We start from the raw sequence: 22,979 nt of genomic DNA on the forward strand, positions 1-22,979 counted from the left end.
TAGGGCTTATTCGAGATGAAGTAAGCCCTACTTTATTTATAATCAAGATCAGTGGATAATTAGCTTTTGGGTGGTGTGCTCGTTGCCATTACTGTAATTAAGTAGATAAATCCCCCTTGGTAGGTTTATCTGATGTTGTCCTGAAGGGAGGTTTTGAATGTTTTGTCCTAATACATTGACAATCTCAATGTTTCCTTTTCCATTTGGAGAGACAATATTGACTTTTCCCGATGATGGGTTAGGCCATGTTTGCAGGATTGTTTCCTGACTATTGTCGAGTCCTACTGCGAAAGCAGTTGTAAAACCGGGTGTCGCTATACTTCGAACATACCGTTCTATCAGTTCCCCTGTAGCATTTGGTCCTGTCCAAGTTTCAACGATCAACTCAAAATAAAATCCATCTATCAGTGGAGGTGTAAGTGGTGTAATTATGCCATTCTCATCTTTAGGAGTAAGGCTGTATGGAGGATTGTTGCTAGTGTGGTACTGCTCTCCATTTACCACAAAATTGACACTTCCTATTTCGTATTTTGGTTCTACAACAATGGTTTGTAAAGGGTAGAGGTTATAGTCCATTTCATAGAAATAAGGAAGTGGTAATGCTCCAATTACTTCCTGTAGTTCTGTATTGAATGCGAGTGTTTTGACATTCAACGCTCTTGGTTCATCTGAATTCAGGTCATTGAAAATGTCCAATACTTTAAAACCGGAGAGTACCCTTTTGTCATTTTCAATCTTGTAGGTGGCAATACCCATCAAGATATTGTACCTGTTGAAAATACTTAATGAGTATGGAGGTTCTTCAAAAAGGTATATACTAGCATCTACGGTAGGTAAAAATACTTGAAGGATTTCATTATTAGGTACTGAAACAAAATTCAGGATAGATGCATCTTCAAATTGGCTATTGGGATCAATGTATTGTGAATAGGAAATAGTGTCACCTGTAACCAGTTCAAAGCTTTTAAGGAATTCAGGAGTGGTAAAATTAGAATGTACCATAAAAAGCGCTTGTACAGGACTTTCAGGGTAATCGGGTGCATTGATGACTGTAAATTCCCATTTCTGATCAAAAAACTCATCTATTCTGTAGCCTCCAAATACCTCATATCCTCCATTTACCAGTGGGTAAGGTAAAATTCTACCATCTTCATCTGTGAATGTTAGTGGTCCAAACTCAATGAATTGATTGATGATACTAGGGTTTGTAGCGATGATCGGGTCAGATCCTTTATCATAATCGAAATAGAAATTCTCTGTATTGAATTGACTTAAGTCCAATATATAGCCATTGATTTGAGGGATTTCAATCAGCCTTTCTCCTGAAATGGCATCCGCCAGATATAGTTTTGGAGCTGTAATGTTCTCAAATACATAAAAGAATAGCCCTGGTGATGAGATGCTCTCTATCACTTCTCCTGTACCATTAGCCCCCGAGTAGGCAATCACTTCCAGTTCATATCTTCCGGGTTGTAAAGTTTCTCCTATTGGTTGTCCGTTTTGGTCGCCGAACAAGTAATAGGGTGCAGTACTCTGTATGCTGCTAAATACTTCAGGATTATCATCATCTGAATTTTGACTGTAACTGAGTTTTGTTTCGATACTACCTATCGTTCCTGAAGGAATAACTTCTATGTTGAATGCATTTTGCGCATAGTCTGAAAGTTTCAGGTAAACATCACTGGGTGCATAATCAGGGATTGCAGCAGTGCTATTGTTTGGCGTATAGACTACTCTTGTGCTTAGTCCTACAGGAGTCGGAGGTGTGTCAAGTACAGTTGAGAAAGTAATGGTTCTTTCTGCAAGCAATGTTCCTTGTAGGTTGTCTTGACTATAAGCTTTGGCAGTTAAAGTATAGTTGCCTGGAGGGAAGGTTTTACCGTTGAAGATATTGCCTGCATCTCCAAAAAATGAGTAAGGCGCTACATTTTCTAACCGGCTGGAACCATTGATGGTTAGCTGCATACTTTCTGTGCCTTCAGGGGCTGTGGCTGTCAGGTAGATTAAAGATGCCTCTTTCTGTGGGAAAAGGTCACTGCCAAGGTCTATGGAGGAGCTATTTTCAAGTTCAAAAGCATTTTTACTGACTATATCTGTAAGAAGTAATTTGATGCTTGAAGTAGTGGGAGGTGGTGGTGTATCCTGACCTATTACCGTAAGAGTAACTTGTAGTTGCTCCAAAACGTTGCCGGAGGCATTGTCGTTGCTATAAGCTGTCGCACTTAGGTTGTAGGAGCCAATAGCGATAGGTTTACCAATAAGGGCACCATTTACATCGCCAAATAAGGCATAGGGAGCGATGTTTTCCGTGCGTTGCGTGGTGTTGAACTGAAACTTTACACTTTCAGGGTTTTTACTGCTGATAGCTATTACACTGAATGCATTGGAGTTAAACTCAGAAAGGTTTAGAATATAATTACCTTGAAGTTCTGTGACTACCGTATTGGTAGAGGTATGGATCAGTTGGAGAGTCAACTCGTCACCAGATGGCGGAGGAGGGGTGTCATCTCCACTTACTGTAAATTGTACTGTAGCTTGTCCAAGTAGTGAGCCTGAACCATTGCTTCCGCTATAGGCCACAGCTGTTACAGTATGGTTGCCGACTGTTAGAGGGCTGCCTTCGTAATTGCCATTGCTGTCTCCAAACAAGGCATAAGGCGCTACATTTTCTTTTGACTTGATTGCGCCGTCATAGGATAGAATAACACTTCCAGGATTGAGGCTTTCTGCTATTGCTTGAACGCTAAAAGTACTTCCAGGGAATTGATTCTGATTAATCGTTATTCCATTGGCTAATGTGCCAACTTCAGTGTCGCTATCAGTGCGTATTAGCTTAAACGAAATGGGAGATTGCGCCCATGTCGTAGGGATTAGCAATACTGCTAATAAGAAAGTAAAAATGAGTTTCATGGGTAAACATATTGAGTAGTAAATGAAATGGAAGCTACTTAAATAGGAAGGAATGTCTGTAGATAGGTGTTGAGTTGGTTAAGGTAGCGGTGATATATAGCGTTGCATTTGTTTTCATAACAGTATAAGTATTTACGAATGTTCCTTAAGTAGTTGTGAACAAGGCCGTAATGGCAGTTTTGGGCTGTTAATAAATATTGATATTTAAAACATTAAGAGAGCTTGTTTGAAGTTGTTGTGTAAAAGAAAGACTGTCCCCTTGATTGAAGCAGTCTTGATAGGCGTGTTAATAAGTTGTAGTCAGGTTTTGAGGTGGTATAAGGTCAGAATTCATTTTGAAATCAGGGTGTATTCAAGAAAAAAACGGCTATCTCGAAGTCGAAATAGCCGTACAAACACACACATAGATTTAAATATACTCCAGATGAAAGCATGTTACCTTACAATGAGCTTCTGAACTCGTTGCTTGTTGCCATCATTGAAGTTGAGTAAGTAAATGCCACTAGGTAGGTCAATGGCATAATGACCTGCCGGAAGCGTTTTGATTCTTTGTCCCAGTACACTTAATATTTCAAGGTTGCCATGACCTTTAGGTGTTGAGATCCTGACTTTTCCACTTGAAGGGTTTGGCCATGCCTGAATCTTGTCTGTATCAAGGTCTGCCGTTGTGCCAATGCTAAGAGACTGGCTGGCGCCAAGTGCATCAATACTTCTGACATATCTCTCGATAAGTTTTCCTGTTGCATTAGGTCCTTCATAGGTCTCAACCATTAGTTCCATGTAGGTGTTTTTGGGGAAATAAGGTAGAATATTGCCATACTCATCAGTACCAGTCAGTACATATGGAGCCGCATTGCGAGTATATACTGTCTGCCCGTTTATCAGCATTTTAATACTTCCCACTTTATAAGTAGGTGTTGGAATGATCGTTTGAGCAGGGTAACTGTAATAGTCAATAGGGTAGTAGAACCCAGTAGGAGGCGCTTCCAGCAGTCCTATGTTTTGCCTTAATGAAGTATTGTAAAGCATTGTACCAACATTCAATGACTGGTAATACTTTCCTTCTATTTCCAATTCAGAAAAGCCACTGATGACATATTTATCTTCTACCAACTGAAAAGCAGCCAATCCTATTGGAATGGTTCCATCAATTCTTCCTGAGTAAAAATCGAAAGGAGCCTCTTCAAAGATGTTTGGGGTAAGGTTTGTGTAAAAGCCCTGCATCAGGTCTGTTGGCTGTGAAGGCTCAGCCCTTAAATTGTACTCATCCTCAAGGTTAGTGTTAGGGTCTGTGTATTGCGTCATATTGAGCGTGTCCCCTTCTACTATTTGGATTCCTTTCAGGATAAATGGCGTGAATTGTGAGCGTACCATCAGGAAGTTCTCACTTTCCAAAACCGGTAACTCAGGGGCGTTTATGATATTGAAATCCCATTCCTGAGTGTAGATTTCGCCAGAGGTATAGCTTCCCTGCACTTTATAATTACCATCCTTGATAGGGAATGGTAGTATTCGTCCATCCTGATCATAGTAAGTGATAGCGCTAATGACGTACTCATACGGTGTGGCAGTAAAGCCCGCTGCTGCATTGCTGGCAGGCTCTTCTATTACCTGCTTGAAGTAATAATGCTCGGTTTCATACTGACTCAGGTCAATGGTGAATCCCTTTGTTTCAGGAATCTCTACCACAGGGTTGTCTGTTTTTACATCAAACAGGAAAAGCCTTGTGAAGCCTTTTGTACGTTTCACTTCAAACTCCCCTCCAGTTGTTGCCAATACTTCTCCACCAGCATCTTGTTCTGCATATGCCGTTATCTTAATGGAGTAGAACCCTAACGGGAGCGCTTTCCCGATTAGTTTGCCATCCACAGCTCCATACAAGGAAAAAGGAATGTTGTTTTGTATAACAGTCAGTTCTATGGGGTCCCCATCTGCTGTGGCTTTATAAGCCAGTTGAATCAGGACACTCTTGCTCGGTTCGTCTGCTTTGACTTCAACATTGAAAGCGTTTTCAGCAAAGTCATCCAACAAAATGGTTTTGACCTCCTGATTGTTTTCCATCAGTTTGGTTACAACCATATTGTCAGGTGTATAGACGAGGTTCCCTGTAACTGTCACGGGAGCAGGAGAGGTGTCGATAATATGAATGGTAATGGTATGTTCAGCCAGTTGATTTCCTGCTAGCTTGTCTTTGGTGAAGGCTTTTCCTGAAAGAACATAAGTGCCGGGAGCCAAAGTATTGGTCAGGAAATTACCCTTGCTGTCACCCCAAAACGCGTAAGGTTCATCATTTTCTGGTCGGGCTTTCCCGTCAATAGCCAGTTCCATACTTTCAGTTCCGTTTGGAGCAATAGCCTCAAGATATAGCGGTGTATCAGCTTTTTCTGAAAAGTCATTCAGGTCAATTGTGATACCATCAGTAAGTTCATAGACTTGTTTGGTATTGTCGTCAACAAGGTTGAATGTGATTTCCAAAGGAGGTTGTTCCTTGATGACGTACTCGACGGTAAAGGTGATGGTTACCTCACCGAGTATTTCGCCTTTGCCATCGGCTTCAGAAAATATGATTACCGTAAGCGTGTGTTCTCCTAGGGTGAGTTCTTTCCCGTTGTAGTTGCCTTTGCCATCTCCAAAAAGGGAATAAGGAACCAGGTCTTCTGTTGAGTAGGTTTTTCCATCATAAATAAATCGGACACTTCCAACTTCAGCACCTTCTACTTCAGTTTTGACGCTGAAGTCATCTCCAGGGAATTCATTTTTGTCGACAATGTCTCCATCTTTCAGCTCGCCAGCTTCTGTATCAGTATCCGTTTTTATGAGTTTGAATGTTACCTTAACTTCTGGTGGTTGAGCGAAGATTGGTGGTAGCGTGAATAGCACGAGTAAGATAGTAGTAATGAGCTTCATGTGGGTATATATTGTGACTGTTACAGATCAATTGGTTCTATATGTTTGAGTAAGGAAGAAGGGGTCTGCAATTGCTTACTCAAAAGAAGATGTTGATAGAGTGTTAAGCCTGTTTGGATTAATATAGAGTGTTCAGGTTTAAAGGGTTTTTCTCTACACAGTGTTATAACAGAAGCTGTTTTAAAAATGTTCCTCTTGCTTACATCCTTTATTGAGGGGTATGGAATGGCTATTGGAAATGGGAATTATTGTTAATAAGTGCTATTCAGTTGGTGAAGCATGGATGCGTTTTTCGATGCGGATGATGCTAAATCAGGGTTATGCCTAACGATATTGAAAAGGGATAAAAAAAACTTGAATAAATTACTGATTGAAGACCAGTGCTTTGAATTGGATAGGGTTCAAAATGGGAGAAGTGCATTTGGAAGAAAAAAACATAACCGTTATGTTTGCAGGGCAATTTTGAAAAGGCACCGTGGCCGAGAGGCTAGGCAGGGCTCTGCAAAAGCTCGTACAGCGGTTCGAATCCGCTCGGTGCCTCTAGTTGCTTTCAAATAGGGGCCCATTAAGTTGGGCTTTTGTTTTCTGAAGTAAAGAACTTTTACTTACTTAAAGCATACAATACCAGAATTGTCAAGGCACCGTGGCCGAGAGGCTAGGCAGGGCTCTGCAAAAGCTCGTACAGCGGTTCGAATCCGCTCGGTGCCTCTAACATTCATCACTCATAGTAGTGGTAGTGTTTTCTTTTATTGTCAAGGCACCGTGGCCGAGAGGCTAGGCAGGGCTCTGCAAAAGCTCGTACAGCGGTTCGAATCCGCTCGGTGCCTCCACGATCTCAAAAGGTTTATCCATCTCGGGTAAACCTTTTTTGTTTTACAAAAAGTTTTGTGTGAAACTGACACTTAAGGGGTTGCGAGATAGTGTCGAATTGGATGATGTTACATGAATAAGTATTCACTTAAAAGAGTGATCAGTGTTAGGTGATTTTTGAACGGAAATATTCTTTTCGAAAATGGATAAGTGAAAAAACATTAAAAAAGGCTTGTGAATTATCAGTTTTTGACAGCCAAGTAGATAGGAGATCAGCTTAAGTGTTAGTTGCACATGAAAATGTAATTTAGAGTAAATCTAAATAAGATTGATTGCCGCTTCAATAAATGTAATGAACTCATTTTTAATTAGTTGTATAGATTTGGTTAGGCGATAATATATGACCTACATCACTGTTCAGTGATAACTTTTTGTTTGAATAATACCAAGTCAGTGTTAGATTTGCGGCAAACTGAAGAAAAGTGAATGATTTTTAAGGTAGGAAACTAAACTGAAGTTTTTTTATAAACCCTATAAGTATGAGTATCGGCAGAAGTGTTACTAGGTTTCGTTTTGCTCTGATGATGGTTTTCGGACTGTTGTTCTCTGCGGGTGTTTACGCTCAAGGTGCAGCAGGGGGGATTCCAACCGATGAGGCTTCAATCTCAGCGGGTCAGGCATTGTTTTCAGGAAACTGTGCTTCGTGTCACGCAGTAGACAAAAAAGTAGTAGGCCCAGCGCTGAAAAATGTTTACGACAGACGCGATGTCGCATGGTTGACTAAGTTTATTAAGCATCCGCAAAAGGTAATCGACAGCGGAGATGAGTATGCGGTGGCATTGTACGACCAGTTCAAGCCAACGATCATGCCAAACCAGGAGGTATCTGATCAGGAGATCCTGCAGATCCTTGCTTACGTGAAGCACACTACGGACAATCCTCCGGTAGTGGATGAAACAGAAGTACCTGGTGGTGGTGAAGGCAGTAATGCACAAGCTGCAGGCGTAGACTCAAATCTGTTGCTGGGAATCATTGCAGTGCTGATGGTATTGCTGGTAGTTGTACTGGTAGTGCTGATTGTACTTGCACAAGTACTTTCTAAGTATCTGAAGCAGCAACAAGGTCTTTCAGAAGAAGATCAGGAGTACGTTGCTCAGAAGTTTGACCTGATGGCTGTGCTGAAAAGCCAGGCATTTGTTGGTTTTGCTTCATTCATCTTTGTAGTAATCGTTGCAAAAACGGTGATTGACGGTCTGTTCGCTATTGGTGTACAACAAGGTTATGCGCCAGATCAGCCAATTAATTTCTCTCACAAACTGCACGCAGGTTACTACGAGATTGACTGTAAGTACTGCCACACAGGTGTAGAAAAGTCGAAAAACGCCAACATTCCGTCGGCAAACATCTGTATGAACTGTCACAACAGTATCAGAACGACTTCACCTGAAATCCAGAAGATCTACAAGGCAATCGAAAACAACGAGCCGATCCAGTGGGTGAGAATTCACAACCTTCCAGACTTGGCTTACTTCAACCACTCACAACACGTGAAAGTAGGTGGTATTGAGTGTGAGACTTGCCACGGTGACATCAAAGAGATGGAGATTGTACAGCAACACTCTATCCTGACAATGGGATGGTGTATTGACTGTCACAGAAAGACTGACGTAGCGGCGAAAGGAAATGCATACTACGAGAAGCTTGTGGAAATCCACGAGTCGAAAACCAAAGCTCCTATGAAAGTAGAAGACATTGGTGGTCTGGAGTGTGCTAAATGTCACTATTAATAGCAGTGTAAGGGAGCAGGGCAAATGCTTAGGGTGATCAAACAAACAGACTTCATTCATAAGCTCCCTCTACAAAAGACTGCATCAAAAAATCATTGGATAAGATAATTAAACATACAATGAGCAAAAAAACATACTGGAAGGGTGTTGAGCAACTTACCAACAACCCGGACTTTGTGAAAAATGCTGAAAAAGAATTTCCAGAGCAGCTACCAATCGTAGATGCTTACGGAGATAATACTGATGAAGAGTCAACTACTAGAAGGGACTTCCTGAAGGTAATGGGCTTCTCTGTAGCAGCAGTATCATTGGCAGCTTGTGAAGCTCCAGTGAAAAAGGCAATTCCTTACCTGAACAAACCTGAAGAGGTTGATCCGGGAATTCCTAACTATTACGCTTCTACATTCATCGATGGATCAGATTACTGTCCGGTTGTTGTAAAAACACGTGAGGGTCGTCCGATCTTGGTGGAAGGTAACACTTTCTCATCTCTTACTAAGGGTGGTGTTTCTGCGAGAGCAGCAGCTTCAGTTCTTTCTCTTTATGACAATGAGAAGATCAAAAACCCAACTAAAGGTGGTAAAGAAATCGCTTGGGACAAGCTGGATGCAGAGGTAACTGCTGGTCTGAAAGCTGCTGGTAAAGTAGCGATCGTGGCTAATACAGTCCTTTCTCCTTCTACAAAGCTTGTTCTGAAGCAATTTGCAGATACATATAATGCTGACTTGGTTCAATATGACCAAGTATCAGTTTCAGCGCTGATCGAGGCTAACCGCAAGCAGTTTGGTAAAGCTGTAGTTCCAGCTTACAAATTCGGTGAGGCTAAGACAGTAGTCAGCTTCGGTGCTGACTTCTTGGGCAACTGGGTAGCAATGGAGGAGCACACTGCTAACTTCATGGCAACTAGAAAAGTTGGTCCTAACAGAAAAGAAATGTCTCAACTGTTTGTGTTCGAAACAATGCTTTCGATCACAGGTGCACAAGCTGACTACAGAACGCCAGTTAGAGCGTCTGAAGAAGGTTTGGCAGTAGCAGCGCTTTACAATGAGATCGCTAAGGTGACTGATAACGCGACTGTAAACACTGCAGCATTCAAGAGCGAGAACATCAAGAAAGCGGCTAAAGCCCTGCTAGCTTCTAAAGGTAAGTCAATCGTTGTTTCAGGTATCAACAACGTGGCAGTTCAACTGATGGTGAACAGCATCAACCAGATGCTGGATAACTATGGTAAAACTGTAGACCTTGACAGACCATCATTCCAGAAGCAAGGTAACGACGTAGCAATGAACGCTTTCGTTGACGGCTTGAAAGTAGGTAAATACGGTGCGGTTGTATTCTACAACGCAAACCCTGTTTACGATCACTCAAGAGGTGGTGAAATTGCTAAAGCAATCAGCAAAGCAAAACTTTCAGTAGCGACAGCTGACAGACTGAACGAAACTGCTTCACTTTGTACTTACAACGCTCCTGACTCTCACTACTTGGAGTCTTGGAACGATGCTGAGGCAAGAAAAGGCTTCTTCGCTTTGGGGCAGCCTACTATTTCTACAATCTTCTCTACTCGTCAGGCACAGGAATCATTCCTGATCTGGGCAGAGGATGAGAGAGAGTACGAAGAGGTAATTCAGGAGTACTGGAAGAATACACTGTTCCCAATGCAGTCTCAAGAGTCAACTTTTGAGAAGTTTTGGGTAAGATCACTTCACAACGGTGTTTTCGAGACAACAGCGGCATACACTTCAGTTCACGAGGCTAACGGCGATGCAGTAGACTATACGTCGGCAATTGACACGAATGAAGTAGTGTCTTCTCTACGTAAATCATACAAAGCAGGAAACGCAGGAACTGAAATCGTTGTTTTCTCTACAGCGGTAATGGGTGCTGGTACACAGGCTAACAACCCAATGCTGCAAGAGACTCCAGACCCAATCACGAAGGTCTGCTGGGGTAACTACATTGCAATGCACCCAGCTCAGGCTAAGGAAATGGGCTTGGAAGAGTTCGAAACGAAGAAAGCAGTTGTGAAAGTTTCAACACCGAAAGGTACTGTTGAGCTTCCAGTTGTAATGCAGCCAGGTCTTCCTAAAGGCGTATTGGCAATCGCTACTGGTTACGGTAGAGATGCTGAGAAAGCTGGTAAGGTAGCCGCTCAGGCAGCAGGTTTCAACGCTTTCACACTGGTAAGTAATAAAGACGGTTTTGCGCAGTATGCTATCACTGACAAGGTTTCAGTAGAGGCTACTGGTGAGAAGCAAGACTTGGCACAGACTCAGACACACGAAACAATCATGGGTCGTGAGTCAATCATTCAGGAGACTACACTGGGTGAGTACAAGAAAAACCCTGCTGCAGCACGTTACCAAGTGATGATCTCAACTTACGAAGGTAAGGAGAAGCCAGAGAACATCTCGGCTTGGGACATCAACAACGATGGCTACGGCAAGAAAGAAGAGGTGGAAGACAAGCACAACGCACTGTGGTTCGACAGAATGGGCTTGCAGGCGGATACGCACTCTTACCCTAACCACCACTGGGGTCTTGCAATCGACCTGAACTCTTGTACTGGTTGTTCAGCATGTGTGGTAGCATGTCACCTTGAGAACAACGTACCTGTAGTAGGTAAAGACGAAGTAGTAAGAAGACGTGAGATGCACTGGATGCGTATCGACCGTTACTATGCTCACGAAGAGGTAGAAATCCACATGCCGGAGGACTACAAGAAAATGGAGCAAGCGGTTGAGAACCCAGAGGTTGTATTCCAGCCAATGATGTGTCAGCACTGTAATAACGCTCCTTGTGAGACTGTTTGTCCAGTAGCTGCAACTACTCACTCTTCAGAAGGTCTGAACCAAATGACGTACAACCGTTGTGTTGGTACTAAGTACTGTGGTAACAACTGTCCTTACAAAGTACGTCGTTTCAACTGGTTCAAGTACCACAACAACAATGAGTTTGACTATCACTTGAACAACGATCTGGGCAAAATGGTATTGAACCCTGACGTTACAGTTCGTTCTCGTGGTGTGATGGAAAAATGCTCAATGTGTGTGCAAAGAATCCAAGGCGGTAAGCTGAAAGCGAAGCGTGAAGGTCGTCAGATGGTTGACGGTGATGCTTCAACAGCTTGTGCTACAGCTTGTCCTTCAAATGCGATCGTATTCGGTGACCTGAACGATCCTAAGTCTAGCATCAGAAAAATGATGGAAGGCGAACTGGAGGAAAGAGCTTACAACGTTCTGGACGAGATCAACACAAGACCGAACGTTTGGTACATGGCCAAGGTAAGAAATAAGGACGCACATAACGCATAATAAGACTTGAGACCTAAGACATGAGGTATTAGACCATAATCTAATATCTTGTGTCTTGAGTCTTACATCTAAAAAAATTTAAAACTCATAAGCAATAGATATGGAAATCGTATCAAAAGTTCGTGAGCCACTGGTAACCGGTGGTAAGACGTACAAAGATATCACAGAGGACGTTTGTCGTCCGGTGGAGGCTGCGCCAAATATCAAATGGTTGGCTGGTCTTGGATTTGCCCTACTGCTGCTCGTTTCAGGTGGCTACTTCCTGGGAGAGATGCTGTGGTATGGTATCGGTAAATGGGGTATGAACAAGTCAGTAGAATGGGCTTGGGATATCACCAACTTCGTATGGTGGGTAGGTATCGGTCACGCAGGTACCCTGATCTCTGCCGTACTTCTTTTGTTCCGCCAGAAATGGAGAACATCTATTAACCGTGCTGCGGAAGCAATGACGATCTTCGCCGTAATCTGTGCCGCTATCTGGCCAGTAGTACACATGGGTCGTCCTTGGTTGGGTGCTTACTGGGCTCTTCCACTTCCAAACGCATTTGGTTCACTGTGGGTAAACTTCAACTCACCACTACTTTGGGACGTATTCGCGATCTCAACTTACTTCTCTGTATCATTGGTATTCTGGTTCATCGGTCTGATTCCTGACTTTGCAACTATCCGTGACAGAGCAATTAAGCCAGTTCCAAGACTGATCTACGGTATGCTTTCAATGGGCTTCAATGGCTCAGCTAAAACTTGGATGCACTACGAATCAGTATCATTGATTCTGGCAGGTCTTTCGACTCCTTTGGTACTTTCAGTACACACGATTGTATCGTTTGACTTTGCTACTTCAGTGATTCCTGGATGGCACACAACTATTTTCCCTCCATACTTCGTAGCAGGTGCGATCTTCTCAGGTTTCGCCATGGTATTGACGTTGATGATTGTAACGCGTAAGCTTTACAACTTGGAGGACTACATCACAATGGAGCACATTGAGATGATGAACGTCATTATTACAGTGACAGGTTCAGTAGTAGGTATCGCCTACATTACTGAGTTCTTCATCGCTTGGTACTCAGGTGTAGAATATGAGCAATATGCTTTCGTAAACCGTATGACAGGTCAGTACTGGTGGGCTTACTGGTCAATGATGACTTGTAACGTAATCTCTCCACAGCTGTTCTACTTCAAAGGAGTAAGAACAAACCTGTATGCGACTTTCGCACTGTCAATCGTGGTAAACATTGGTATGTGGTTCGAGCGTTTCGTAATTATCGTAACATCACTGCACAGAGACTACCTGCCTTCAAGCTGGGTATACTTCTCGCCAACAATTCACGACGTGATGTCATACGTATTTACATTCGGTCTGTTCTTCACGCTGTTCCTGATGTTCTCTAAATTCTTCCCTGTAGTCAACATGGCTGAGGTGAAATCAATCCTTAGAGACTCAGACTCTAAAGTGTACAGAGGTCGTAGAACTATCTCTGATGCTGTAGTACCAGCTGACCACAGAACAACTGAAGAAGAAAAGGCAAGAGAAAGCGTAATGGCTTAATCACCGCTAAACAGTTGTGTGAAATTCTGAAGAACTGAAAACAGAAAATTCAATGGAAAACAATAAGCATTTCGTACTGGGTATATTCAACGACCACAACGTGTTGCTGAAAGCGGTGAAAGCTGTAAGAGGCAAGGGCGTGAATATCAAAGAGGTATATACTCCTTACCCGGTTCACCACCTAGAGGACGCACTAGGATATAAGAGATCTTGGATGCCAAAAGCGGCATTTATGTTTGGTATGACAGGTACAATCCTGGCAATCGTACTCCAAACTTGGGTGATGGGTATTGACTGGCCGATGATTATCGGTGGTAAGTCATTTATCGCTATCCCTGACTTTGTTCCGATTACTTTCGAGTTGACAGTACTACTGTCTGCATTCGGTATGGTAGGTTCATTCTTTGTATCACAAGGTCTGAAACCTTACGCTGTACCAGTTATATTTGACAGAAGACAATCTGACGACAAGCACGTAATGGCGATTGATTTGGCTAAAAATGGCTTGAGCGAAGCAGAACTTATGGGTCTTTTGGAAGAGACAGGCGCAGAAGAAGTGAAAAGAAGAGACCTGACTGAGAAAGAGCAGGAAGGTAACTTTATCACTTACATTGTTGACCTGTTTACACACGGTGTAACTGACTCAGCTCGTAAACTAAACTAATTTTCTAGAGGCTAGAGACAAGAAGCTAGAACATAGATAAATACTTGTCTAGGTTCTAGTCTCTAGGTTCTGGCTTCTAAAAAGAATCAAACATAAAATTTTCGCAAAATGCGCATCAATAAAATACTTCTTGGACTTTTGGCAGGTGCTGCGGTAATGACAGGATGTACAGCGGAAGGTAACGATCCAGGTGTGGAGTATGCTCCACAAATGTATGTTTCAATCCCTTACGAGCCACTTACGCAGGTGACCAATGAAGGGGTTCCTACTGGTCTTATCGAAGGCTTGTATGAGTACTATACCAACTCAACTCCTTACAACGACTACAAAGGTAAGCAGCCGATGAACGAGATGCTTCCTGTTGAAGGTACAGTTGCTCGTCAGAACTACTCTTCAGTGACTAAGTCATTAGACGCTAAGCCAGACCAACCGCTTCTTTACTACAAAGAGTACGGTAAAAACGACTTGGAAAAAGCAGCAGCAGAGCTGCAAAACCCACTTCCAGACTCAAAAGATATCGTGAAAGAGGGTAAGCACCTTTTTGAGGCTTACTGTCAGCCATGTCACGGTGCAGCTGGTGATGGTCAAGGCAAAGTAGGTAAGGTATACCTTGGTGTAGCTAACCTGAAAGGCAAGGCTATCGTCAATGCAACTGACGGTCATATCTTCCACGTTATCACTCATGGAAAAGGCAGAATGTGGTCTCATAAATCACAGCTGAATCCTGAGCAGAGATGGAAAATCGTTAAATACGTAAGAGATCTTCAAGGTAAGTAATTGCAAATAGTTTTGTTGGGTTGAGAGTGTCAGTGCACTTTTTTCAAAAATTGGAGAAACGTGCAGGGGGACTTCTTGGGCTTAGCAAAACCAAAAAGATATAAAAAATGGCTCACGTAGATGTAGATATCAACAACATTCAGGAGCAATTCTCCTTCTCGGGGGACCTGAAGAAAAAAATACTCGGTATTGGCGGACTGGGTGTGCTGGTACTTGTGATCGGCATAGTGATGCTGATGTTTGGTGGCGGACACGGTCATGAGGAGCACCATGCTGCTCTTGAGGCTGCTGCTAACGTAGCATCTGTAGCTTCTGATGGTCACGGGCACGCAGCAGATGTAGCGGCTCATGCTGAAGGTGGCGAGCACCACGGTGGTTTCCACTGGACAACTGTACTGAAAACTAACCTTTGGATGAATGCAGTATACTTTATCGGTATCGCACTTCTTGGTTTCTTCTTCTTTACAATCCAGTTTGCGGCAAACGCAGGTTGGTCAACGCCAGTTCAGCGTATCATGTTGAACTTCGGTAGATTTATTCCTATCGGTGGTGCTATCCTGTTGGTAGCATTCCTGATCGGTAACCACGATATTTTCCACTGGACGCACAGCTACCTGTTCGATCCAACAAGCCCAGAGTTTGACCCAGTTATCAAAGGTAAGGAAGGCTTCCTTAACCTTCCTTTCTACTTGGTTAGAATGGTAGTGTTCGTAGCAGTTTGGACAGTGTTCTTCTTTATGCTGAACAAACTTTCTACTAACGAGGATCTTCACGTAGGTTCAACTGTACACTTCAGAAGAACACAAAGAATCTCAGTAGCATTCTTGATCTTCTTCGGTGTATCAGAGTCTATCGCTTCTTGGGACTGGATCATGTCAATCGACACACACTGGTACTCAACACTATTCGGTTGGTACTGTCTGGCTAGCTGGTTGGTAACTGCGGTTTCATCAATCACGTTGGTAGCAGTAATCCTGAAAGAAATGGGTTACCTGAAAATTGTTAACGAAAACCACTTCCATGACCTTGGTAAGTTTATCTTCGGTTTCTCAATCTTCTGGTCGTACCTGTTCCTTGCGCAGTTCCTTTTGATCTACTACGCTAACATCCCAGAGGAAACAATTTACTTTATTGAGCGTCTGAGATCAGGAAACTACTTCTGGATCTTCGTTACAATGTTGTTGTTCAACTTTGTAATGCCTTTCTTCATCATGATGACAAGAGATGCGAAGAGAAAGACTATGTTCCTGAAGATCGTTACTGTAGTAATCATCATCGGTCACTGGTTGGACTTCTACCTGATGATCACTCCAGGTGTTCTGAAAGAAAACGGTGGTATGACTTTGTCAGCTATCGGTATGGGTCTGGTATTCCTGTCAGGTTTTGCTTACGTGATCTTCAATGGTCTTACTAAAGCAGGTCTGATTCCTCAGAATCACCCAATGATCGAGGAAGGTATCTACCACCACACTTAAGAAATGCAGTAGCAACTAGTTTGTTACTTAAAAATATAACCCTCGGGAGAGCAATCTTCTGAGGGTTTTTGTTTTTACAGGAATTTGAAACAACCGGTCCTTATGTGGGGTTATGATTGGAGAATCATAATCAAGAAAATTAGCGATGGGAAGAATTAAAGCGTTTGATAAACTGAAGGACACAGGTTATACAATGCCTGTACTTTTTGTAGGACATGGGTCTCCTATGAATGGAATTGAAGACAATGAGTTTAGCCGTTATTGGGCAAAACTAGGTAAAGAAATACCAGAGCCAGCTGCCGTATTGTGTATTTCGGCACATTGGCTGACAAGGGGAACACATATTACGGCAATGGACGCTCCAAGAACGATTCATGACTTTGGTGGTTTCCCAAAAGAGTTGTTTGAGGTAGAGTACCCTGCACCGGGAAGCCCTGAAATAGCAAAGTCAACGAGTGATCTGATTGCTTCAACCTCAGTAGGGCTAGACCATGATTGGGGGTTGGATCACGGTTGCTGGACTGTGGTCAGACACATGTACCCAAATGCCAATATTCCTGTCCTTCAATTGAGTATTGATTATGATAAGCCCGCATCATATCATTATGAGTTGGGCAAAGAGTTGCAGGCATTAAGAAAGAAGGGAGTTTTGATAATGGGAAGTGGCAATATGGTCCATAACCTTAGAATGGTAGCTTGGGATAAGATGAGTACACCTGACTTTGGGTTTGACTGGGCATTGGAAATCAACGAAAAGTTCAAGCAGCTGATTTCAGCCCAAGACCATCAGTCCTTAATTGATTATCAGAAACTAGGACAAGCTGCCCGATTGGCAGTGCCAACCCCAGACCATTATTTCCCTTTGCTCTATACCTTGGCATTGCAGCAGGAGAGTGATGAGGTATCCTTTTTTAATGACAGGTATGTAGGAGGGTCTCTTAATATGACATCCGTGAAGATTTCAGCTAGTTAGGTGAGAGTGGTTCAGTTTAAGCTGAACCATTTTTTATTATTCTTAGAATTATCTATACTTCCCATATTTTAAGGGTAGATGACTTTTTAATACTAAACCTGATTACTAAATGAGAATATTACTTATCGCGCTTCTGCTATTATCTGGAAGCCAACTTTTAGCACAAACTTACAAAGATGTATCAAGTAAGGTAAAAAGCGCTACAGTGTACACTAAAGGCGCTCAAATCATAAGGAAAGCAAATGTCAGTTTGAAAGCAGGTAAGAACTACTTGAAATTCACCAAGCTTTCAGAAAACATAAATCCTTCTAACCTTCAGTTGAGTGGGAATGGCACCTATACACTGATCAGTGTCAAACACCAGCATAATTACCTGAGCAAGGAAGATAAGCAGCAAGATGCTGACCGTGAAGTATGGAAACAGAAGCTAGACTTACTCAACAAACAAGAAGTTAAGGAGAGAGCCAAGCTGAGGGTAGTGGATAGAGAATTGGAAATTCTGTTGGCAAACAAACAACTCAGAGGGGAGCAACAGAACCTGAGCACACAGGAGTTGATGACAGCCATGAACTATTTCAGCAGCAAGATGACTGAGATAGAGGAGAAGAAAATTGCCATCAATAGCAGGTTGGAGGATATCAAAGAAGAAAAAGAAAAACTGATCCATCAAATTTCCTTGTTGAAGAAAGGGAATGATGAACTGGTAAGCGAAGTGTTGGCTGTGGTGGATGTACCTCAGGCTCTTGATTGGAAAGTGGAGTTAACCTATACCATTGACAAGGCAGGTTGGTTTCCAACATATGACATTCGTGTAAACAAGCTGAATGAACCAATGCAGATTGTCTCCAAGGCAAGTGTTTTTCAGCAAAGTGGCTATGACTGGAAAGATGTTAAGCTATCCATTTCTTCTGGTAACCCATCTCAGAATCAGGTTTTGCCTACCATGGATACTTGGTACCTGGATTATACCTATTCCACTTTCAATTCAAGAAACTATGGTAGCCAAAGTTACTATAGCACACCTGCTTCTTCACTGGGTATCCATCAGGTGAGTGGTAAAATCAGGGATGAGAGAGGTGAACCAATAGCGGGAGCAACTGTCCTTGTAAAAGGATCAACGATTGGAACAGTTACGAATAGAGAAGGTTATTACTCATTGCAGTTGCCAAATAATGCAGCCGTTTTGGTTGTTCACTATATTGGTTATGAAAATGTAGAGGTACCGATAAATCAGTCGGTAGCCAATGTTACACTGAAGGAGGATATAAATCAGCTTGATGAAGTAGTAGTTGTGGGTTATGGCACGGAAGTTAAAAAAAGACTGTCAGGAAAAGTAGCAGGCGTTAATGTAAGTAAAGCTAAAAAAGAGGAGGCTCCCAAACCTATTCCAGTTACCCGAACAGAGAACCCTGTCAGCTTTAACTATGAGATCAAAATACCTTATACAGTGCCTTCAGACGGTCAGTCTTATGTAATTGAGATGCTTAAGCAGGAAGTGCCTACAGAATACGCTTACAGTGCTGTTCCAAAATTGGAGGAGGGAGCATTCCTGATGGCTAGGGTACCTGACTGGGAGAATTATGACTTCCTTGAAGGAGAGGCAAGTTTGTATTTTGATAACAATTTTGTCGGTAAAACGGTCATCAGTAGCGAGACCGTAACAGATACTTTGGACATCTCTTTGGGTAAGGATGAGCGAATAGTGGTCAAGCGTGAAAAGGTAAAAGAACTGAAAGAGAAAGCTTTCATTGGCGCTACGAGAAAGGCAACAAGAGCTTGGACCATTTCATTGAAAAATGCCCGTTCCGAAACGGTTGAGGTTAACCTTAAAGACCAGATTCCGGTATCGGTCAATGATGAGATTGAAGTTGAGTTGCTTTCAGGAGATGGGGCAGAATTAGATGACAAGACGGGCTTGTTGACTTGGAAGATCAAACTGAAGCCTGGACAATCCAAGGACTTTACATTTAAATATATGGTACGATATCCGAAAAAGGAAAATGTGCTGCTAGAGTAGTGAATGCAGAAAGGCTGAATGGAATACGAACCATTCAGTCTTTTTTTATTGAGGCAAATTTAGACAAAAAAATACAGGCGGGATAGCCTGTATAAAAAAAACGAAAGGAAAGAAGGGGTATTAAAAGCAAGCTCCAGCTGCCTTATCGTTCGGTATCTCGACTCTTTTGGTAATTTCGTTGTCACTGATTGTATAATTGAAATCTTCGTATCCCATCCATCTGCCACCAACCCAAACACTAGTGTAGAATTGGTATTCTGTTCCAACTTTTAGTTTGTTGGTAGAGAAAACCCCTCCTTTCATATAACCCAAGTACTGCCAATATCGACACCCGCTTGGGTCTTTGTAATAGATATAAGCACTAGGGTAGAATACAACATCTGGATTATTGGGGCAAGTAGCAGAAAGGTCAAAACTGATTTCTTCCAGTGGGGAAGTATCTCCTGTTGCTGTAAAAGAGATTGACTGGGCTTGGCAGGCATCAAATGATTCAGATGTAGCAATTTCTTTAGTGTTGTTACACCAGTAATAGCCATCGAATATTTTGATTTCGAGTGAGGTGTTTTGGGGTACCCGATACATGTAAATCATCTCTTGGTCAGCGAAGTACTTGTACCCTGAGCTTAGATACTGACCTGTTTGTGAATTATAGATTCTTGTATAATAATATCCTGATTTGAAGTTACTGTCAAAACTCATGTTAATGCTTGAAGTGTTGCATGAACTGAACCACCAGTCAAGATTCCAGTAAGAAAGATGTGATACGCTCAGCGTTGCATACAGTTCTCCGCTTTGCTCGTACACTAAAGCATTGCCTTCACTATCCCATGATGATGCTCCTTCATTGAGACTCCAAACAGGGATAATGTCACCCGCCTTGACAGGTTCGTAATTGTTTTCAGGGTTAGAAGTTGCTGAAGAGATACTAATTTCTACTTTGATGGGTTCAGAGAAGGTTTTAACCTCTTTTGTCTCGCTATGCATATTGATTGCTACAAGACCAGCTGTTTCAAATACAAAATAACCTTCTTCTTCCCTGAGTGAGATATTATCTAAACCTCCAGGGAAAGCTTCTAGTGCTTGAGGACTGTTAGGTGAAAAATAGACCAATTGTGCCGTAACATTACCAGTAACAGGTCTGCCTTTAGCATCCTTCATAATAGTGCCATTTGGAATAGTTACAGAAGCACCTTCTTGGTCATAGCTATATGTTTGGAAACTCATTTCCTGTGTGGTCGCACCTTGGCTATCAGTATTGAAATTGATTTCCTGAACACTTATTCCTTCAGGTGGAGAACTGAGGTTCACCATATTGATATAGACATACTGTGCCTCCGCATTTGTTGTGGTGATATTTCTGGAAGTGGTTAGGTAATTTGACAACTTGGCTGTAACTGTAAAATCAAGCTGTATGGGAACTTCACTTTGAGACTTTACCACAAGCGTTAGGAAACCAAACTCATTTACACTGAATCGCCTGTTAAGATTTTGACTCAAAATAGAAGTGGCATTGGGACCACTGACCGATATGGAAATGTCCTCAAATGGAATTTCTGTACTGCTATTGGTGTCAACGAACTGTACAGTGATGGTACTTATGTTGCTGTCATCATCTATGGCTAATTGAAGCTGTAATCCTTCCAGTGGATCATTGCAACTACCAATTAAACAGAGTACCAGAAGAAAGACGATTTTTTTTGCTAATCGCAATATCATGATCATAGTAGTTTCAAGGATATTAAGGTAAAGGTGTAGTGTAGTTTAAAAGACAGGTAAGGGTAAATTTGGTATTGAGAGAGGTTTTGCTCAATTGTTGGTTGCTGAGATACATTTGGGGCGAGATAGTTACTAGCTTCCATACTTACTTTTGGAGCACCTTGATAAAATGCTCCAATGTCTATCCCTAAGCCCAAACCTTTGAGAATATCATTGAGAATAAACCAGTGTTGTCTCCTGAGTGACCGAATATCCTTCAATTCCAGATTACTGCCTATACCTAAATAGGGCATAATGGAATTGGTTTTGATAAAAACAGCTACCTGACCTAGTTCTTCAGGGGAAATATCAATTCCACCAACGAAAACATTACTGTCGTTTAAGCCTGTGACAGAAAAGTCAGTCATAACGTTATAGGCAAGCCCAGCGGTTACTTTTAAGGCGATAGGAGCATTACGTGTTTCGGGATGAAAATAGTAGTGACCATAGATACCAGCAGTGATGGTTTCTGCCTTGATTTTAGCTAAAATACTATAGTCAAGGATATAGCGGTTTTGAGTGAAATTTACATTGAGGTAATTGATGTTTCCACTTACTGAAAAATGGTTTTTGAGGGTCTTTTCAGCGTCAATTCCAATTCCTTGGCTACTGAATTTTAATCCCAAGTGCAGGTAATTCCTACTTTTTCGTTGGGCATGACAATCAACGTTAAATAAGGAAAGTAGAAATAAAGTTAAGCTCCAAAGTAGTAGGGTTTTCATAGCAAAAGTAGATAGTGGTAAAGTTAGTGGTCGATCAATTAGTTTAAAGCCAGACTTTCTGCTTTTTTCTCTTTCTCCTTAAGTATACCACCTTCATAAGTGGTGATCACAAATGCTTCATCCTTGAGAGAAAGACCATAAGTTTTTTGAAGGCTAGTAATGGTGAGGATATTATTTCCTATAACAGCAAATGAGTATTTTCCTTGTAACTGAAGCGTAGCCAATAGTTTGTTTTCATGGTATATTCCCAACCATTTTTTGGAAACAGGTTTCATGTATAGCTGTTTATCCGTAAAGTATTGGGCTAAGGCTTCCTGCTCTTGAATTTTGATATAGTAGTTGTCCATGTCAAACTTGAACAGGTTTACACCATCAAAGAAATGAGTACCTTGTTTTTTGTGTGTAAGGATCATCCAAGAACCGAAGTCCATACGTTGGTCATAGTAGTATTTGCGGATTTTGTTTTTTTTGCGGACGGATGCTAAGATGATCTCATTGTCTTCAGTCATTTCCACCTCAGAGGCTATCTCTTTTGTATTCAGGTTGAATAGCAATTTTAATAGCGCTATATCTTCCACACTACTTATTTCATTCAGGTTGATTTTGTCAGGTATCAGTTCTTCAATCACTGGAGGGGTGTGCTCTTCTGGGGTAGGAGGAATAACTGTTTCTGTATTGTCTTCACTTCCATTGATTATATTTTCCTTGATACTTTCAGAACTGCTCGCTTCGGTGTCAGTAGTTGTCTCAGAGTTAGTTTCTAACCCTTGATCAAGTGCTTCCTGCAGAGGTCTGACTTTTTGAGGCCTATTCTGAATAGGTTCAAATTCATTATGTTGTTGGGATTGTTATTATCAGTTACAGCAAAAGCTTCAGTGGTTTTGTTACCATTGATGCCGTCTACTTTGTTCATGACCATGATCCTTCTTTCAAAATAATCACTTTGGCTGAACATAATATTGGACTTTCGGACTCCTGCAACAGCTATTCCAGACTCATATACCCTGACTATTTTAAGCGCATCTTTATCTGAGTATTGTATAAGTCTTCCTGTATCATTCAAATCAAATCTCTCCGTAGTTCCAGAATGAGTTATTATATGAATTTCAAACCCAGATAGGGCACTAACCTGATCTACCATGATGTTGTATTGCTCTTGGTCTTCCTGTACCAATAGAACGCCATTCCATTGTGCATAAATGAAAGCAAAACTATTGATAGAGAGTAGTATAGTGATAAGTAGTTGTTTCATGATTATTTTAATTGGTACAGAAAAATAACGTAAAAAGGTTTAGCTGTACATGTGAGCCAGAAAGCCG

Annotated in this window: 14 protein-coding genes and 3 tRNA genes; 11 read left to right on the top strand and 6 right to left on the bottom strand. The window is 41.9% G+C overall.

Going from position 1 to position 22,979, the window contains the following annotated elements; all coding sequences use genetic code 11:
* Positions 1-48: 48 nt before the first annotated feature.
* Together V6R21_RS09320 and V6R21_RS09325 are read right to left on the bottom strand one after the other, a co-directional pair.
* On the bottom strand, positions 49-2,910 hold the full coding sequence (locus V6R21_RS09320) for a T9SS type A sorting domain-containing protein (protein ID WP_334243025.1): 2,862 nt from the start codon (positions 2,908-2,910) through the stop codon (positions 49-51).
* A 435-nt stretch (positions 2,911-3,345) separates the two neighbouring features.
* Positions 3,346-5,817 carry a T9SS type A sorting domain-containing protein gene (locus V6R21_RS09325; protein ID WP_334243027.1) on the bottom strand — a complete coding sequence of 824 codons (2,472 nt, stop codon included), beginning with the start codon at positions 5,815-5,817 and terminating at the stop codon, positions 3,346-3,348.
* 469 nt (positions 5,818-6,286) lie between these two features.
* Here V6R21_RS09325 and V6R21_RS09330 point away from each other — a divergent pair.
* The 11 genes from V6R21_RS09330 to V6R21_RS09380 all read left to right on the top strand — a co-directional run bounded on the left by V6R21_RS09330 (position 6,287) and on the right by V6R21_RS09380 (position 19,183).
* Positions 6,287-6,357: transfer RNA gene (locus V6R21_RS09330), tRNA-Cys, on the top strand.
* Between the two features lie 97 nt (positions 6,358-6,454).
* Positions 6,455-6,525, top strand: a tRNA-Cys gene (locus V6R21_RS09335).
* 48 nt (positions 6,526-6,573) lie between these two features.
* A tRNA-Cys gene (locus V6R21_RS09340) sits at positions 6,574-6,647 on the top strand.
* Between the two features lie 519 nt (positions 6,648-7,166).
* On the top strand, positions 7,167-8,414 hold the full coding sequence (locus tag V6R21_RS09345) for a c-type cytochrome (RefSeq protein WP_334243028.1): 1,248 nt from the start codon (positions 7,167-7,169) through the stop codon (positions 8,412-8,414).
* A 119-nt stretch (positions 8,415-8,533) separates the two neighbouring features.
* On the top strand, positions 8,534-11,725 hold the full coding sequence (locus tag V6R21_RS09350) for a TAT-variant-translocated molybdopterin oxidoreductase (protein ID WP_334243030.1): 3,192 nt from the start codon (positions 8,534-8,536) through the stop codon (positions 11,723-11,725).
* 100 nt (positions 11,726-11,825) lie between these two features.
* Positions 11,826-13,277, top strand: coding sequence for an NrfD/PsrC family molybdoenzyme membrane anchor subunit (nrfD, locus tag V6R21_RS09355; RefSeq protein ID WP_334243032.1), 1,452 nt, complete (start codon positions 11,826-11,828; stop codon positions 13,275-13,277).
* Positions 13,278-13,329: 52 nt separating this feature from the next.
* Positions 13,330-13,941, top strand: coding sequence for a DUF3341 domain-containing protein (locus tag V6R21_RS09360; RefSeq protein ID WP_334243035.1), 612 nt, complete (start codon positions 13,330-13,332; stop codon positions 13,939-13,941).
* Between the two features lie 108 nt (positions 13,942-14,049).
* Positions 14,050-14,718, top strand: a complete 669-nt coding sequence (locus V6R21_RS09365; RefSeq protein WP_334243037.1) for a c-type cytochrome — start codon at positions 14,050-14,052, stop codon at positions 14,716-14,718.
* A gap of 107 nt (positions 14,719-14,825) precedes the next feature.
* Entirely contained in the window at positions 14,826-16,193 is a 1,368-nt protein-coding gene (locus tag V6R21_RS09370; RefSeq protein WP_334243039.1) for a quinol:cytochrome C oxidoreductase, read from the top strand.
* Positions 16,194-16,338: 145 nt separating this feature from the next.
* A complete protein-coding gene (ygiD, locus tag V6R21_RS09375) occupies positions 16,339-17,166 on the top strand; it encodes a 4,5-DOPA-extradiol-dioxygenase (RefSeq protein ID WP_334243042.1) in 828 nt (275 codons plus the stop codon).
* Positions 17,167-17,275: 109 nt separating this feature from the next.
* Positions 17,276-19,183 carry a DUF4139 domain-containing protein gene (locus V6R21_RS09380; protein ID WP_334243044.1) on the top strand — a complete coding sequence of 636 codons (1,908 nt, stop codon included), beginning with the start codon at positions 17,276-17,278 and terminating at the stop codon, positions 19,181-19,183.
* A gap of 120 nt (positions 19,184-19,303) precedes the next feature.
* Here V6R21_RS09380 and V6R21_RS09385 read toward each other — a convergent pair whose 3' ends face one another.
* The 4 genes from V6R21_RS09385 to V6R21_RS09400 form a co-directional block, all read right to left on the bottom strand.
* A complete protein-coding gene (locus tag V6R21_RS09385; RefSeq protein ID WP_334243045.1) occupies positions 19,304-20,899 on the bottom strand; it encodes a hypothetical protein in 1,596 nt (531 codons plus the stop codon).
* A 2-nt stretch (positions 20,900-20,901) separates the two neighbouring features.
* Complete coding sequence (locus tag V6R21_RS09390; protein ID WP_334243048.1) at positions 20,902-21,660, bottom strand: hypothetical protein; 759 nt, start codon at positions 21,658-21,660, stop codon at positions 20,902-20,904.
* 38 nt (positions 21,661-21,698) lie between these two features.
* Positions 21,699-22,289, bottom strand: coding sequence for a hypothetical protein (locus V6R21_RS09395; protein WP_334243050.1), 591 nt, complete (start codon positions 22,287-22,289; stop codon positions 21,699-21,701).
* Positions 22,290-22,420: 131 nt separating this feature from the next.
* Positions 22,421-22,912 carry a hypothetical protein gene (locus V6R21_RS09400; RefSeq protein ID WP_334243052.1) on the bottom strand — a complete coding sequence of 164 codons (492 nt, stop codon included), beginning with the start codon at positions 22,910-22,912 and terminating at the stop codon, positions 22,421-22,423.
* Positions 22,913-22,979 lie beyond the last annotated feature (67 nt).

The organism is Limibacter armeniacum, from assembly GCF_036880985.1.
GTDB lineage: Bacteria > Bacteroidota > Bacteroidia > Cytophagales > Flammeovirgaceae > Limibacter > Limibacter armeniacum.